Below are 17,677 nucleotides of genomic sequence, written 5' to 3'. Positions count from 1 at the left end.
GACCGGTGCTGTCGCAGCGGGTGATTCATCCCTTTCTCTTCGGTCTCTGGCCGATTCTCTTTTTGACCGCGCAGAATATGGGGGAGATGGCTCTCTCGCGCACCCTGTCGCCGCTTTTGGGAGTTACGGGTGTGATACTGATAATGACAGTCGTCTTTCGTGCGCTCCGAATCGAACCGCACCGGCTCGGTATGGGGTTGTCGGCGCTGGTCCTGGCGTTTTTCAGCTTCGGATATCTGGTCTGCCTGTTGCCCGAGCGCTTTTGGTTTCTGTCGGCTCCCGTTTTGGCCGGAGGGCTGTTATCCGCAGGGCTGGGCTTGTTATGGCTCTATCTGTGGCGTTCTCGCCGTTCGTTCGTACCGGTCACCGGAGCGCTCAATTTAGCCGCGGTGGTTCTGGTCGTCTGGCAGGTGGCAGCTATTGGTTGGTCAATGTTGTCGCGCTCTGAAGTAACTCTACTGACATCCCCCATAGCCGCGACCTCACAGAACCATGAGCGTCCCGATATCTACTACATCATTCCCGATGGCTACGGCCGGTCCGATATCCTGTCCGATATTTATGATTACGACAACACGGATTTTATCGCATTTTTGCGGAGTCAGGGCTTTTATGTGGCCGATTCCGCCTGCTCCAACTACTGCCAGACGCTGCTTTCCATGACTTCGTCGTTGAACCTGGACTATTTGCAAAGCCTTTTTAACCTGTGGCGGCTTGAGCGTGATCGCACCGAGTTGCTCGAGCGTTTTCCTAAAAACCGTCTGTTCGAATTCCTGCGGGAGCAGGGGTACGAAATTTGGTCGTTCCAGACCGGCACGGAGTACACCGATCTGCCTTCGGCCGACCGCTTTCTGCATCCGAACCAATCGGTTAACGAGTTCGAGAATTTGCTCTTGTCTACGACGCCGCTGCCGTATCTTTTCCCGAACCGCTACTCGCAGTACGACCTGCATCGCCGACGGATAGAATTCACCCTGAAGAGCCTCGCCGACTGTCGTCCCGGCCCGCGTCCCAAATTGGTGTTTGCTCACTTCATTGCCCCGCATCCCCCGTTCGTTTACGACCGGACGGGGAAGAAGATTGAGCCGGAGCGTCCCTTCAACCTGGCCGACTGCTCCGCGTTCGAACTTTTTGGCGGGGCGGGCGAGGAATACGTGGTTGGCTATCGCGACCAGATCGAATACATCACCGGGTGCTTGCAGACGACCATCGCCTCGCTCCTGGCGAATTACGGCGAACGGCCGCCGGTGGTGCTGGTGCAGGGGGACCACGGACCCGGCAGCCGCACCCAGTTTAATCTGTCGAAGCTGACCGATTTGAACGAGCGGCTGTCGATTCTGAACGCGTTGTTGATCCCCGGCGTCGACTCGGCGGTTTTGCGTCCCTCTTTGTCGCCGGTCAACTCGTTCCGCCTGGTCTGTAATTGCTACTTTGGGACCGACTATCCGCTGTTGCCGGATTCGGTCTTCTGGTCCCCGTTCAGTTATCCGTATGATTTCGAAAACGTGACGGACAAGGTGAGATAGAGATACCCTGTCCACGGGTGGGGTATCTGAAAGCTTCGGACAAAGGTGCCCCACCCCTCGGGTGGGAAATTCGAATTATAATGCCGTAGCTCAGGTCCGTCTTTGAACCTGCGCATTCAAGTAGACAGGTATTGTCGAAACTTCGCTTCGCGAATCCCACCCGAGGGGTGGAGCACAGGATTTCGACACCTGATACCCGCCGCGTCTACGTAGCGCAGGATCCCCGCGATCCTGCGCTATAATCACTGCTTCGAAACCAACGACCCGTTTCACGCCTTTCCCGCGAAAGGGACTGCTGAAAAAGCCATACGCCCAAACAATCGTCAGAACACGTCTGTAATGCGGGCGACACAAGGCCGCCCGCTACGCGAGGTTAGGGGCTCTTTAACGCGTAGCGGCGGGGCTTGTCTCCGCCGCGATAGAGGTTTTTCAACACTCCTTTCGGATGAACTCCCATCACTCTCCCGATACCTCAATACGCGTACACGGTTACTCGAATAAAAGACTCCTCGTTGCACTCGTAGTCGGTCATCTCCACCCAGTAATACCCCGGATCGTTGTAGGTCCGATAGCTAAACCCGTTCAGGAAGAGGCAAGTATTCTCGCCCGTTATCTCGAATGTCATGTCTAAGTCGGTCCATTTGATGGTCGGAATGGCAGCAACCTGAAGGCTGTACTCCCGCTTGGTCGCATCGCCCGAGGCCGGATCGATCCAATCCGTCTGGACGCCGACCAGACTCTGGGACTGTACGTTGATTTCAATCTCTGCCCGGCCGCTGTCGTTCACCGGATTGGCGTAGATCGCGGTATCCCAGACTGCCGTAAACACGTTACCGGTGAAACTTCCTTTAATATAGGAACCGGCGTTAAAATACAGATCGGTCCAGTACTCGGTGTCATCATGACCTTCCTGGTGCTGAAGCAACTTGGCATTTACACAGCCGCCGATATGGAAATAGACGAATTGACTCAAGTCGAACGTACTGACTTCCAACTCGCCCAGATCGAGCGCTACGTGAGTGGGTCCGTCGGGATCGATGTATATCTGGATATCATGCGATGCGCCGTTGTATTCCACCCGCAGATAGGAACTGTCGGGGAATACCTCGATATAGGACGTCTGCCCCTGGTTGTCGGTATAGCCGTTCTCGGTGCGCGTGAAGTATTCGGTCGAGCCGACCTTGCAGACGCATTTGACATCGGCGTTGACCACCGGGTCGCCGTTCTCGTTAACGATCTTCGCCTTGGCCAGATAATGCCAGCCCACTCGTTCCAGCACCACCGGATACTTGGCCGCCTGCCCAGTGCTCGCCAGATATTCCTTCACGTGGTCGCGTAGTTGGTCGACATTGACGGCGCCGCGATCAATAATCCCGAACAGGTCGGGGAAGCCGGCTCCCACGACCGGAAAATCACGCTGAACCGAAGTGTTCTCCACGTCCCTGATGGTCGTGGCGGTCGAATTCAGCCGCGCCAGGAGACAGGCGGCGAATCCTTCGAGGCTTGGATAATCGGTCAGTTCCGGGTCTTTGCCGCGCAGGAACAGGCCGGGCTCGGTAACATCGGCCGAATTGACGTTCCCGATCAGGAAATACTGCGCAAAGTAGGCCATATCTTCGGCGATGGTCGTTCTCAAGTAATGCGAATCACCCACACCGTGATTGTCAGGAGCGGAATTCTCGATCTGAAGATAGACGGCGTCGCCCACCAGCACATGGTTCATGTAATGACCCACCTCGTGAGCGATGGTATTAGCGCTGGCGCCGGGAATGAGACCGATCATCGGGGTGGTCGAGTTCCCCACGACAATGCGCCGGGTGAAGCCAATGTAGTAATTATCGTCGGCATAAAAAGTCGGCGTCAGTCGGCTGTTGACCTCACTGATTGCGGCGGTCTTAATCGATGCCGGCAGGGAATCGAGATAATGCCAGATAAACTCGTTGGCCTGTGTCTTAATCGCTTCCAGCTTTACGGCATCACTGCTGCCGGAGGGTATTTTTGATATCCAATGATAAGTGAAACCGTCATGGTCGGCGGCTGAAGTTGACTGCCGCCCGGTAAGAGAAATGACCGGCAGGAGCAATTCGAATACGGCCTCATCGTCGGTTGAGCCCGTCTCGGCCAGCGCGCGCCAGTCGTCCTCGTCGCGATCATCACGGCTGCCGTACGATGTCCCGTAGCCCATCAGCAGCACGCAATAGGCATCTTCTTTCGGAATATGAACCATGACACGATTGGCGCCGCTGTAGCTGATGCTAAAACCCTCACCGGCATAAGGAGCTGTCGGGCCGGAGGTGATCGGGGCCACGGTCAGGCTGCCGTATCCGCCTTCGGGAAATTCGAAGTCAAAGCCGCTGATGCTGTCCCGGACCGTTATCGGTGAGCTACTCTCCACATCGTACTCGGACGGATCACCGGTTTTGAAATCCTTAGTTATGACGGGATTGCTTGATTTGTCGCTGTCGCCACAGGCGGACATAATAAGAATAGTCGCTGTTATCAGGGTCAGCGCAATGGTCATTAGTCTCATGTCAAGGTATCCTCTTCAGCAGGTAAGTACATACAATTGTTTTCCATGATATATTGATCTAGCCTTTAAGGCAAGCCTGTAAGGCATCACAACTTGGAATCCCCTAAAAAAGCAGGATGTTGCAAAAATAAAATGACCCCAACGGGAGTCGAACCCGTGTTTGCGCCGTGAAAGGGCGCCGTCCTAGGCCACTGGACGATGGGGTCATTGTTATGTGCGTTCGAATGGTTCGAACGCCGCCTATTATACGGATTATCGAGATTTAGTCAAGAAAATAAAGAGGTCGGAGTAATTACTCCCCACCCATCGAACCTATTGCGACAAATCCCAGCACCAGTAAAACCACGAAAGCCAGCGCCAAGAGGTTGAAATACTTGTCGATAAAATCCTGAATCCGGTCGCCGTAGCGTTTGTAAAGCAACCCGATAATCCCCCCCACCACGAAGAATCTGAGCGAGCGACTAATGGCCGAGGCGACCAGGAACGGGATAAAAGCCATTTCGAAGAAACCGGCTGCGATCGTAAATACTTTGTAGGGGATCGGTGTAAAGCCCGCAATCCCAACCGCCCAGGCGCCTACGTGCATGCCCATCACCTGTTTTTCGTTAAACCAGTAACGAGCGGTGTCGAGCAACTGCTGCGGATCGGTGCCGGAGATGGAGGCGGTGATATTAAGCATCCATTCACCGATCAAATCGAACGCCAGTAATCCAATCAAATACCCGATCACGCCGCCGATAATCGAGCCGATAGAACAAACCAGCGCGAATCGTTTCCAGCGGGTATGAGACCCCATGCAGAGAGCGATCAGCAGGGCATCGGGCGGAACGGGGAAGAAGGATGCCTCCGCTAACGATAAAAGAAACAGCGCCGGAAGGCCGTAGCGACTCTTACCCCAGCTCAGCACCCAGTCGTAAAGACTGCGTAACCAGCGCATCGGGGCGTTGAAAAAACTTCTCATGAACGGCCGTTGCCTTTCCCGTTGGCGCCGTTGTCGTTGCTTTTGTTGATTCGTTCCAGTTTGAGTCGCGCCACCCGGCGATGCTCCAATACCAGCACGGTGATGTTCATGTCGGCGATAACTATCGAGTCCCCTTTCTCCGGCAGACGTCCCATAGTCTCGATAATCAGTCCCGCTAAAGTATCATGGTCCGCCTCGGGCAGACGGCAGTGCATTAACTCATTGATTGCTCCCGGCCAGACCGAGCCGTCGGCATAGGCAACGTTGTCGGAATGTTTGACCAACTCGGGCGGGTCTTTGTCGTCCTCGTCCTGTATTTCACCCACCAGTTCCTCGATAATATCCTGCAGGCAGACTATTCCGGCCGTGCCTCCGAATTCATCCAGGACGATCGCGACTCGCCCTTTATGTCTTCGGAATTTGGACAGCAGCGCCGAAAGAGGCATCGATTCCGGCACGAAGGTTGGCTTGCGGATCAGATCGGCCATTACGATAGCCGATGTGTTGAGCTCCTGCTCCAGCAGGTCTTTGGCATACAAAATACCGACAACGTTGTCGATCGTGTCCTGATAAACCGGATAGCGGCTATAGCCGTTTTCGACCACTTTCCGCAACATCTGGGCCGGTTCGAGGGCGATGTCGATCCCGACCACATCGGTACGGGGGGTCATGGCGCGGCTGACCGGTGAGTCGGCGAAATCGAACACCGATTTTATCAGTCGTTCCTCGGTCTCATCGAACACACCCTTTTCGCGTCCTTCGAAGATCATCAGGTTGATTTCGTCTTCGGATACCGCAGAGCGTGCCGGATTGTGTTTCACCCCGAGAATCTTGAGAATGAAATTGGATACGGCGCTGAGCAGTCGGGCAAAAATCAGGCTGATCTGGGTAAAAATCGTGATCGGTCGGGCGATCCAGCGGGCATAACGCTCGGGATTGGAAAGTGCGATATATTTCGGCACCAGTTCCCCGAGTGTCACGGTCGAGACCGTTATCAGGATTGTTACGATCACCACCGAAAGCGATTTGGCCGCACCTGCTACGGCCGGGATCGAACTGACGGTGAGTATTTTCCGGAGCCATTCCACGATTGTAGCGCCGCCCGTTACACCGGCCAGCGTTCCGACCAGAGTAATGCCTATTTGAATCGTGGCCAGGAATTCATCCGGTTTGCGGTTGAGTTTCTCGGCCGCTTCGGCCCCGGGACGGCCGTCTTCCGCCTGTTGCCGAAGCCGCGAGCGCCGACTGGCAATGATGGAAAACTCCGACATGGCAAAGAAGCCGTTGGCGCAGATCAACAACAGGATCGCTACGATCTGAATCAAGGGAGCGTTGTCCATCAGGGCCTCACTCCCTTGATTCGTTCAGGAAAGTCTGAGGGGTCGTCCGATAAGTTATCTGACATAGCTCTGGTACGGGGCCTCCTTGGCCAGTTCTTGAAGTCTCTCAATGCGTTTTTCGAGCGGCGGGTGGGTCGAGAACCAGGAAGCAATACCGCGTCCCGAGAGTGGATTGACGATCATAAGATTCGCCGTTGCCCGGTTACCCGCGAAAGCTCGTCGGTTGGGGGAACGATGAAGTTTTTCCAGAGCCGAGGCGAGCGCGAGCGGTTTGCCGGTCATAAGACCGCTGACGCGGTCGGCTTTGTATTCCCGCTGTCGCGAGATAGCCATCTGGATAACCATCGCCATGAGTGGCGCTACGATAGCTGCGGCTAAAAGACCGATCGCGCCGCCGTTGCGTTCATCGCTCCGGCCGTAGCCGCCGAATATCGCTCCCCAGCGGGCGATGCTCGCCAGGATGCCGATAGCGCCGGCGAAAGTTGCTGCGATCGTGCCTATTAGCATATCTTTATTGAGGATATGAGCCACTTCGTGACCAATCACACCCTCAAGCTCTTCTTCATTCAGAATCTCCAGCATACCCTCGGTAACAGCGACCGCGGCATGGTTCATGTTACGTCCGGTGGCAAAGGCATTTGGAGCCTTGCTCGGTACGATACAAACTTTCGGCATCGGTATCATCGCTGTCGTGGTTACTCGTTTCACTACTCGATACAGGCGCGGGTGTTCCTGCTCCTGGATTTCTCGAGCTCGGTAGAGTTTTAGTACAACCTTGTCGGAATACCAATAGCTGAAGAAATTCATCACCATAGCGAAAACCAGGGCGATAACCATACCGCTCCGGCCGCCTACGACATAGCCCACAGCCACGAACAGGGCCATCAGGGCGATCATCATTATGGCGACTTTAAGGCTGTTCATATCCTTCTCCGTTGAGACAAATCTAACCTTCCCGCACGGGCCGGGTCAATTGTTTTTCCTACAGGTAATATCGAGATAACAGCCAATAAGTTCCCTGCAAGAAAGACCCGGTTGCGTATTTTTCGCAACCGGGTCAATATCGACTCGATGGACAGTCTTAACGTGTCCGTTTTTTCCGGGTGCGGCCGAACGACATATTCTCGTTCGAGAAATCATCGAGCGGTTTGGGCTCATCCATCACCGCCACGTTGGTCTCTCCGTTGTCATTGTCGTCGGATGTTTCCTCGCCGTTTCGGATATTACCGCGATTGCGTCGGGGACGTCCGTACTGGATATCCGGTTCGTCGTCATCCTCAGTGTCTACTTCCTCATCGGATGCAGACCGAGGTTCTTCATCGATCTTCGCTTCGGTTACCGGTTCCTGTGCCGACCGATCGGGTTCTTCCGCTTTCTCAGCTTTAATCTCGTTCTCGGATTCTTCCGCCGTCGGTTGCTTCGGCAGTTTCGATTCCGGTTTTTCCCGTTCCGTCTCGGTTGTTTCCGTTACTGATTCGGAAACGAGCTCCGTCGTTGGTTTTTCCGGATTCTCATCCGAGACGTAGTCGATCTGTACCGCTCTGGAAGAAATAGCCTCGATTTCAGCTTTTTCCTCGGCAGCTTCCTGCTCCCGCTGTTCGATTTTCGCCGTCACGCGTTCTGCCGCTTTGAGAGCAGCTCGGCTTAATTCTTCGGCCTGCTTCATTGCCGCTAACTGAGCCGCCACCTTGGCTCGCTCGCGTTGAACCGTCCGGTTGGCGATATCATCCGGCTCCACATCCTTGTCTTCTTTTGACGGTTTGGGGCTCTCAGCCGCTATCGGCTTTGTTTCGGCGCGTCGACCGGGATTACTTCGTCCCGATTTTGATCTCGGCTCCGGGCTGGATTCTTTGGACTTACCCTCATCTTTAGGATTTTCCTGTTGCTCCGGCTTGCCTACCCGACCATGGTGGCTCCGTTTCCGACCGTAATGGATCGGAGCGGCGGGGGAATCCTGTTTTTCGTTCTTTGGTGTGGATTCCTTCTCGGTGTCGACGGTTGTCATCGGCGCTGCGGGCGATTCCAGCTCCGGTTGACGTGCGGCTGATTCCGCTCTTATTGCAAACGGTGACTGGCCAGACCGCTCCTGAGGCCGACGTCCCGGGCGGTCGGTGCGGTCGCGGCTTTCATCCATTTTCTGCGGTCGCCCACTGCGTTCTTCACGTTCACTTTGGCGATCCCGGCTCCGTCGATCGAAATCACCGGATCGTCCGCGGCTGCTCCGGCGATCGTCGCGATTACCATCATCGCGTCGACTCCGAGGATCGCGGTCGGTACGGCTGTCGCGAGCACTGCGTCGATCACGAGAATCGCGACTGTCGCGGTTGTCCCGTGAATAACTGCGACGGTCATCGCGTCCGCGTGACTGTGAATAGTCCTCCCGGCTTCTTCGAGTATCGATACGTTCGCCGAGTTGTTTGGCAATTACCGCGGCGCCGATAGAATCGGACAGAATGCTCATTAAGGCACTGCCGCGAACGGTCAACCATTGCAGCGGTAAAAGCAATCCCAAAACCGCCAGACCACGGTCGGGGAGTCCGATTGCCGTAGCTGTCAACACCGCTCCGACCATGGCCATTATCGGCATCCCGGCCGTTAGGAACGATATCCCCAACGCTGCGACCAGAATGAACAAATAGTTACCGAACGAAAGCGAGAATTCAGCCGCCTGGGCAGCGAAAATCACCGCCATTACCGAGAACATCGCTGCACCGTCGAAATTCAGACAACTGCCCATTGGCAGGGCCATTGAAGCCGCTCGATGGCTGATCGCGTTACGATCGACAACACAACTATAAGTGATCGGCAGGGTAGCCGCTGAAGAACCGCTCGAAAGGGCGCCGCTGATCGCCGGTAAAAGATTGTGGTAATACTCGAAAACGTTCTTGCCGCCAAAGAAATGCAGGATGAGCGGCAGGATAACAAAAATATGCAGAGCCAGGCCGACCGTGAAGGCGATCAGAAAATATCCGAGTTCGGCTATATTGGCCAGCGATTCGGTTCCCGAGGACATTGTTGACGCAGTTACGAAAAACAAACCCACCGGGGTGGCCCAGATCACCAGGCGGAAAAGACGCAGCAGGGCTTCGTTGATGCCCCGGAAGGTATCCGCCACGGAACGCTGGCGCGAACCCATCGTAGCCAGGACCATTCCGAATATCATGGACAGGATGATGATCCCGAGATATTGCCCCCGGGCAGCCGTGCCCCAGTCGGTCGGGAACAGTGACTGCAGCGCAACCCCGATCATATTGGCTGAGTTGGCGGTCTGCATCGAATGGATCTGTGAGTCAACGACACCTTGATAACCGGCCAGGGCAAATCCCGGCGACATGATCGAAACGACCAGAATCCCCAGTATCGTTGCCAACAGAGTAGTGCCGATGAAATACCCTAACGTCAGCGCCAGGGCTTTACCGGCTTTTTGTGTGTTCCGTAATGCCGCCAGCCCCGTGACTACCGAAGCTACGACCAACGGAATAACCAGAAGTCTCAATCCCCCTAAGAACAGCTCCCCAACGTAGAGAAATGCGGCCCAGCCGCTGATGTCCGGCCAGAGATACCCGACCAGGCCACCCAAGATAACGCCCAACGGCGCGCTCCAAACGATAGCATTTGGTACTTTGAAGTTCATCTAAGATACAACCAATAATGTGACTCAATCCGGCGGTACCGGTCCCGGCTATTGACGTACAGAATTGAGTCATCCGTTAATCCTTTGTCTGTCAACGTGCAGACACTTATGCTTCGCGGCTGACCGGGACAAAGAGACGCCCTGGCGCTAGTGGCCGCCAAAAGATAAAAAGGCGCATTGATGTCGCACTACGACACCCGCCGCAAAAGCATTCCTATTACAGCACAACCATTAATAATAGTCCAGCTTAGTATCAATTGCAACATCTTTCTCCGCTTTTTATAGTTAAGTTGTTTTAACCCAAAGAAATAGGGCGCCAAATTGGGCGCCCTACAAATCAAGAATATCTCCAATCGGATCATTGGTCGTTCGGACATGGTTCTGGTGCCGTACCGCCGTTGAACATGAACTCAACCAGCATTACCACGTCACTGATGTCAATTTCTCCCGAGCAGTTCAAGTCGGCAGCCATCAGATCCTTCGGTCGCCTGCCTTGCTGGAATGTGAACGCGGCTAGTCCAACCAGGTCGGAAATGTCAACAACGCCATCGGCGGTTACATCACCCGGAACACGACCGAGCAAAACCACCGGGCCGCTGTAGGTAATCTCATCGCCGGTAAGCCAGTTGCCGGTCAGCGAATAGGTAGTGTCGATAACACCGGTGAAATAACCGAACGCATGAATGAAACTCGCCATGTTGAATTGCAGATCCAGCACTTCACCCTCGAAGTCCGGAATGCCGGAGACATATTCCGTTGCTTCGGGCAGGAAGGTTCCGTTCAGGATGAACGAGCCCGCATTAATCTCGGAAACCGGTGCGCCGTCTGAGATATCGCCCAGGTAAACGTGCAGCGTCATCGGTTCTACGGCATTGGCGTAGAAAATTGGAAGAACGCCTGGTTCCATCAATACCTTTACTCCGGCGCAGCCTTCGTCAAGGGCTCCAATCAAGGTGTCACACGCATTGCCGTCCGGCAGACAGAACGAATAGCCGCGCAAACTGAAGTTGCGGTTTTCGGGATCGCAGAATTGCGGGTCGGCCGAGAGGTTACCGGAAGTTGTGATGTCGTCCTCGGTTGCGCCCGGCCACATAACTCCGCTGTTGCCGTAGAAATCGTTGCAACTGAGCCGCTGTCCCGGATCGGTCGAAGTGGTCTGAATCATTACCTCGGCGGTGTTGGCGACCACGATCGACTTGTCCATATAGAAGCTGAGGGGATGGGCGGCATAGATCACCGCACCCAACTCCGCGGTGTTGTTGACGAACGTACAGTTGTGAATATCAACGCTGTAGCCGTGGACCGCGCCGCCTGCATCAGCCTGATTGCCGGCGAATACGGAGTTGGTAATCTGGACGGCCTGTGATACATTGTAGACAGCTCCTCCCCCGGAGGCAGTATTGTCGAAAAACCGGCAACTGTCGACCTGACCCCAGACAATCCTGAGCGCCGCGCCGCTGTCGGCAACATTTTCCGTAAAGGTACAATTGCGGATATTGGCCATCCCGGCGTAAATGCCTCCCCCCACCGGTCCGAGACCGTCGCGCGTAGTTTGTCCGTGAATGATCGTCAAGCCGAGCAGACGCGTCATCAGAGTGGAAACGTCACCCAAAATGAAGCCGCGTCCCAGTCCTTCAGCATCAACCACGACATCCGCGGGATCGCCCGTTTCGCCGATCACCGGCACTGCTTTGTCAACCGTAATGTCGTGTTCGTAGTAAATACCGGGGGCAACCACGACCGTATCGGTGTAGACAGCTTCATCCACGGCCGCCTGGATGGTTGGATATTGGGCGGGAACTTCCCGCCGCAAACCCGAAACGATGGTAATACTATAGTTGAACACCGAAGCGTACAGCTTTGTCCCCGTCGATCCGTTCGGATTCCAGTAGAGCCGTTCAAGCTGGAAGCGATGAATCTCTCCCGGCATCCACGGTTCATGAGAAAACGGTTTGTCCGGCAGGCTCAGGGCATAGGTCAGGCCATTGTCGGAACCCAGGAAGACCGTATCGATGACGGTTGTTCCAGTTGTCGGATCCCACACTTCATCCACGAACACAGTCAGGCCGTCGGCGATGTCGAACTCAGCGAACTCGGAATAACCCGAATCGGTTTGCATTTTGAGTCGGAAGCCCTGAAAATCGTATCCGCTCGGTCCCACCGGGGCTTCACTCCAGGCCAACTCCATGCTGTTTTCGTCATAGTCAAATTCAACCAGGAACGGATCGTCGATAGGCGGTTCGCTTGACTCGAAGTCGTTTTCGTAAACCTGCTGAACTTCGGTCGTGGCGGCTTTCACCAGGTTGATTGAGGTCAACCGGTCCGACCCGCGTGCTACTATCATAGCGGTATAGACTTCAGTGCTGTCACCCGGACTGAACGAGATCGGTCCCGCGCCAAGCATCATCCTTCGATCAGCCGGATCGAAGTCCAGATCGCCGGTTCCGGCTACCGGATCGCCGCTCGCCACGTACCTCAACTCCTGGCCGTTATATATGTAAGGGGAACCGTCGGCAAGCAAACCCTGCATGTAGTTATATGACTCTTCTGCAGAGTTAGGATCAGTTCCATTGATATACTTATTGAACGACGTTATGCCGATGTTGATATAACCCGGCCAGGTTCTTCCCCACATACGCACGGTATCATCCATGTTTCCGGTATATATCATCGGGGATTGCAACATCTGGAAACCAATGCAGGGGGGAGTGCTCCCGTAATGGTTGGCATCATTGTTGTCGGCGTTATAACAAAAACCTAGTTGAAGCAGGGTGTCGCAACCAACCAGATCGTCGGTGTATTCGCCAAGGTCCGGATCGGTCCAGAGCGAAAAATAGAAATCGCTTATATCCTGATCACCTTTATTGACCAGCACCCACCGGTGGAAAATCACCGAGTTCAGGGCATTGTCCGTTTCGAAGGTGAATGTGGTATGCCTGATTTCCACTCCGAGCGGAGCGGTTTCACCGGCATTGTTCAAATGCTCAGACGGATTGGCATCGTTAAACACCGACCAGGTGAGCTGATTGCCGATCATAGCCGGATTGCCAAGACTGTCAACCGGTGCTCCCTGTGCTACCGGCCAGTTGTTGTAGTCATCGTTTGGATTATCAGCCAAAGAGTCGGAGTAGAGCTTATAGGTGTGGAACTCAGGTGAATCGGGCATATAAGTGCCGCCGCTCATCGGCCCCGGGACGTACTCATCGTTGTATTCGGCGATAGCAAGACGGGTATCTCCGGCGATTTTACCGCCAAGCCATATACCTGCGGCATAGAGAACATAGTTACTCAGGCTTCCGTCTTCTATGCTGCCGATGTCCACGTAGGGGTAGAAGGTACCGGCGTCATATCCGAAAACATCATCCAAGTCACGGCCGAAACTGCCGTGGTTGGTAACGAACATCAGTATGTTGTTGCCGTCGATGTACGTAGTATTGTCCAGATCACGGCTGTCGACCGGTGCTTCGGCATACGATCGAGCCAGGATCGCTGACGATAGCAACAGTAATGCTGTAATTAAGAGTAGTCCTTTGGGGATATTTTTCACCGCACACCTCCGATTTGTTCAGGTAAGAACGAAGAGAAGATTTATCATAAAATAGTGGAATCGATTGATCTGTCAAGGTGCAATCAGCAGTTGACGCGGCCTCTGCCCCCCGTTTACTTGGGTGTGAAGCGTACTAAACAATAAGGAATACCTATGGCAGCAACTTCCCCGGCCGCATCATCGCATGAGAACCTTTTAACCCAACTGGGTTCGTTGAGTCGACCGTTCTGGATGGTCAACGTTATGGAAATGCTCGAACGCCTGGCCTACTACGGTGTTCGTGTCGTTATCCCGATCTACATCGCCCAGGCCGATGAGATTGGAGGTTTGCATTTTTCCCAGATTGATAAGGGGATCATCTTTTTCTGGTGGGCAATTTTTCAGTCGATTACGCCCATGTTCTCGGGCGGTTTCGCCGACCGCTACGGTTACAAGAAAACCATCGCGGCTTCGGTGTTTATCAAGGCTCTCGGATACATTCTGATGGCCACGCAGCGTGAATTCTGGCCGTTCTTCATCGGTTGCTGTACCCTGGCACTCGGCACCGCTATTTTCAAACCGGGTGTTCAGGGGACTATGTGTCAAACCCTGACCAAGAAGAACTCCTCAGTCGGTTGGGGAACATTCTATATGCTGGTCAACATCGGCGGCTTTCTCGGCCCGCCTCTGGCCCATTACCTGTACGGGTGGTCGTGGCCGGTGGTATTCTATGGCTGTGCTGTTATCGTGTCGCTCAACCTGTTTATGCTCTTTACCTACAAGGACCCGGAGCCGGGAGGAGAACAAGTAGGGAATCCCTTTCAAGTCTTCTGGGTCACGCTCAAGAACATCTTCGACCTGCGGTTGTTTTGGTTCATCCTGATCATGTCCGGTTTCTGGCTCATGTTCATGCAGTTGTTTGACATGTTGCCGAACTTCATCGTCGACTGGACCAACTCCTCGGGTCTGGTTAAAACTCTGGGTTTGCCGGAATGGATGCTTCATGCCAACTCGCCCCGCGCCCCGCAGATTTCACAGGAATGGCTCATCAATGCCAACGCCGGCCTGATCGTTATTGCCGTTATTTTCGTCTCTTATTTGGTGCGCCGTATGCGAAGAGTAACTTCGATTTTCTGGGGCATTGTTATCTCCTCGGTCGGTCTGGTCATGGCCGGTTTTACTACCGCCGGGCTGTTTTGCCTGCTCGGCATCCTGACCTTCTCGGTCGGTGAGATGATGTCCTCCCCTAAAATGAATGAGTATCTCGGCGTCATCGCTCCGGAGGGGAAGAAGGGGCTGTACATGGGCTACGCCAACATCCCGCAGGGGATAGGCTGGGCGGTCGGATCGCTTTTTGCCGGGCATGTCTACGATAATTACGGCGACAAGGCCAACCTTGCCCTGGACTACCTGTCGAAAAATTACAACATCACCGATGTCGCCCGGCCGGAGGCGATGAACAAGCTGGTTGAGCTGACCGGCACCTCGCACCAGCAGGTGACGGATGTACTCTGGGCCGCCTACAAGCCGTACGAGTTATGGTATCAGTTTGCGGCGATAGGTATTGCATCAGCGATCGGTATGTACCTCTACAGCCGCTGGGTGCGGAAATTCGAGGCCCCGGACGTGTAGCATAGCGCGGACGAACATTGAAGGAAGCGATCTTTAGTAGGTCCGGTTGCTTGCAACCTGACACTGTGGCACGTCTCTCTCCGAGACGTGCCAAAGAATCGTGATACGGGGCAGACGAGTCTGCCGCCCACGGACAAGCAAAGGGCAGGTCCGTCTTCGAACCTGCCCTGAGATAAGGGATTAAACAATTCACCTAGGTCGGGAGTCTGAATATAGGTTCTACCTGCATGAAGGGAGGAGTACCTTTGAGTACCGTCAGATATATCTTCATCCTGTTCTTAATTGCCCTTGCTGCCGTCGCCAACGCCGAACGCGATGAACACTACTACGGTGATTGTTCGCAAGCTAATAATCCTCCACATACCAAAGAAAACGTTCCTCAACTTGGTCCCGGGAACGTACGAAATCGAGCGACACTGCTGCGTGAGTATATGGTACAAGACGAACGTCAAAGTGTCGGACTGGTCTGTGTCCAGGTTCTGGACGAGTGTGACATGTATGAATTGTTCTCCGCTCATGTAACAGTTGATCAGAACAATAAAGAGCAGTTCGATGGCCCAGCGGCTTTTATCTGGAAAGGACGATGGATTCCAGTTGGTGAAATTAGCTTGACCGTAAGCGTTGATGGTATAGAAGAGGCGTGGCAAGGCTCGTTCTCAGTCAGAAAAGATTCTAAGGTGGTTGTAGTCCTTGTATGGAACCGTGAATCTGATACCGCCTTCTGGCAGTCAGAAGTCGAGGAAGGATCAATCCCCTGGCTGCAGGATGGTAAGATACATGGGAAGGTGCTGGACTTGGCGACTGGCCAGGGTATCGAAAACACTGCTGTCTCGATGCGATATCTTACTCTTAGTGAACTGATCCAAAGAGGTCATAAGAAACACTTCAGCCCCTACTCGGTAGACGTCCTGTTGCCCCCGCCGTGTAGTACGCTTACGGATGAAAGAGGGCGATTCTCGTTTATAACACCGATGGATGCGGATTGGTACGAAATCAGAGTGACCCCCCCAGACGGGCCGGTATATGCCTACGACGTGAACAAGTCGCATAAACGGGAGCAAAAGGACTTCCGCTTCTACTACTGGCAAGATACAGCAATTTCGCCGGACGAATCTTTGGAATGTCTTGTCGTTAGGATCTATCGAAACAACCTCGGGAGGAAAGGTATAATAACAGAGGATTATTACACTGTACCGGTTAATCGGGGACAACTCCTCAGCCCGGCCGACCGTTGGAGCTTCCGGCACGGCCCGGGTCCTGTATTGGTCGAAAGCTTCTCCGACCAGCCGGCATGGCGTGACTTCGCGAGATTTATCGGCGCACGTTACGACATTCTCGGCCGCACCGAATTGTTTCACGACATAGCGAGGCTTCCAGACACTGTATGTGCTCCTTTCGGACACGGTCACACTTGGGCGACGTTCGAGGTGCAGTCCCTTCAGGATGGGGTATTCGCATCATCAGCCCAATCCTCCAGATCAGACACGACAAATAAACTTCAGCTTCCCCCATCGGCAAAAGTCATCATGCCTGAAATTACGATTCCGCCCATGTACTACATAGATACCCTACCTAAGGGCATCATCTATGTTAAGATCACTGACCCCTCCACAGTGAATGTGCTGGATTCGACAGATGTGAGTATCGTAGGCGACAACTTCAACAAGTCTGCCCAATGGAACCCGATGGTGAAGCCGATCCCGCAAGGGCGCTACACTGTGACGGTATCGAGACCGCATTACAATACTGTCGTCTGGGAGAACGTCGATCTGGCAAAAGACAGTATACTCGCCTTTGATGTAAAGATGAGCACGGGACATGACACTGCCAGGTGTGATCAATATGACAAGCGGATCAGAAGGCTTCCCTTTCCGGAACCGGGCATTATTGGACAAGTTTACGATGGAGCCAAAGATAAACCAGTTTCGGGAGCAAAAATAATTCTACAGAACACCGGAAACCGAGTCAAAACGGACAAGGAAGGCCGTTTCCGATTGCCCTGCTCGCTGATGGGAGACTCACTCATCCTGCACGTCTGGCGACGGGGATATGATTCGGTGGCGTTTATTGTAAACAAGATACGAGCCAATTCACTCAAACCGGTTGAGATCACTCTGCGCTCCCGCCGTACGGACGAAAATACTTCGCCTGGAACTAGCTCCAAGGCCGCTACGTTTCTCATAAGAAACTACTCATGGGGTGGGTCGTCATTCGTTCCGCCACATGAGACCACAGAGAACATCCGTATCTACCACGTCGTGCCCGGTGAGATGTTCCGGGTGACCGTTTTTTTCGGTGGGCCCACCCATGCCTTCCGTTTCTTGGAATTTATAGATCAGGATCGTGCTCTGGTTCAGGTTGGCGGCGGACTGCAGATACGCGGCCTCGGGAAGACCAACCTCGTTGTAGTCGGCAGGGACCAGACAGCCGTTACCACAACATCATTTGACACCGGCGGGGTTTTTTACATCAGCATACTACACTGATCCGAATCGCCACTGACGTGTCGCACAAGCATACGGCACGTC

Annotated in this window: 9 protein-coding genes and 1 tRNA gene; 3 read left to right on the top strand and 7 right to left on the bottom strand. The window is 54.1% G+C overall.

What is annotated here, in order from left to right:
• Window positions 1–5 precede the first annotated feature (5 nt).
• The gene (locus PLF13_13720) at window positions 6–1,526 is read left to right on the top strand and encodes a sulfatase-like hydrolase/transferase (GenBank protein HOP08332.1); all 1,521 of its coding nucleotides are present in this window, start codon (window positions 6–8) and stop codon (window positions 1,524–1,526) included.
• A 472-nt stretch (window positions 1,527–1,998) separates the two neighbouring features.
• Here PLF13_13720 and PLF13_13715 read toward each other — a convergent pair whose 3' ends face one another.
• From PLF13_13715 to PLF13_13685, 7 genes are all read right to left on the bottom strand, one after another.
• On the bottom strand, window positions 1,999–4,056 hold the full coding sequence (locus tag PLF13_13715; protein ID HOP08331.1) for a hypothetical protein: 2,058 nt from the start codon (window positions 4,054–4,056) through the stop codon (window positions 1,999–2,001).
• Window positions 4,057–4,189: 133 nt separating this feature from the next.
• Window positions 4,190–4,262, bottom strand: a tRNA-Glu gene (locus PLF13_13710).
• An 86-nt stretch (window positions 4,263–4,348) separates the two neighbouring features.
• Complete coding sequence (locus PLF13_13705; protein ID HOP08330.1) at window positions 4,349–5,017, bottom strand: VTT domain-containing protein; 669 nt, start codon at window positions 5,015–5,017, stop codon at window positions 4,349–4,351.
• The gene (locus tag PLF13_13700) at window positions 5,014–6,357 is read right to left on the bottom strand and encodes a hemolysin family protein (GenBank protein ID HOP08329.1); all 1,344 of its coding nucleotides are present in this window, start codon (window positions 6,355–6,357) and stop codon (window positions 5,014–5,016) included. Before PLF13_13700 ends, PLF13_13705 begins: the two co-directional genes overlap by 4 nt.
• A gap of 54 nt (window positions 6,358–6,411) precedes the next feature.
• On the bottom strand, window positions 6,412–7,281 hold the full coding sequence (locus PLF13_13695; protein ID HOP08328.1) for a zinc metalloprotease HtpX: 870 nt from the start codon (window positions 7,279–7,281) through the stop codon (window positions 6,412–6,414).
• Window positions 7,282–7,438: 157 nt separating this feature from the next.
• The gene (locus PLF13_13690; protein ID HOP08327.1) at window positions 7,439–9,949 is read right to left on the bottom strand and encodes a cation:dicarboxylase symporter family transporter; all 2,511 of its coding nucleotides are present in this window, start codon (window positions 9,947–9,949) and stop codon (window positions 7,439–7,441) included.
• Between the two features lie 400 nt (window positions 9,950–10,349).
• Window positions 10,350–13,493 (bottom strand): hypothetical protein, encoded by a 3,144-nt coding sequence (locus tag PLF13_13685; protein ID HOP08326.1) that lies wholly within the window; start codon window positions 13,491–13,493, stop codon window positions 10,350–10,352.
• Window positions 13,494–13,691: 198 nt separating this feature from the next.
• Between PLF13_13685 and PLF13_13680 the strand changes: the two genes are divergently transcribed.
• Both PLF13_13680 and PLF13_13675 read left to right on the top strand, forming a co-directional pair.
• On the top strand, window positions 13,692–15,149 hold the full coding sequence (locus PLF13_13680; GenBank protein HOP08325.1) for an MFS transporter: 1,458 nt from the start codon (window positions 13,692–13,694) through the stop codon (window positions 15,147–15,149).
• Between the two features lie 245 nt (window positions 15,150–15,394).
• A complete protein-coding gene (locus tag PLF13_13675) occupies window positions 15,395–17,635 on the top strand; it encodes a carboxypeptidase-like regulatory domain-containing protein (protein ID HOP08324.1) in 2,241 nt (746 codons plus the stop codon).
• Window positions 17,636–17,677 lie beyond the last annotated feature (42 nt).

This window comes from Candidatus Zixiibacteriota bacterium, from assembly GCA_035380245.1.
Lineage (GTDB): Bacteria > Zixibacteria > MSB-5A5 > GN15 > FEB-12 > DAOSXA01.
This window is presented reverse-complemented; position numbering and strand designations above follow the sequence as displayed.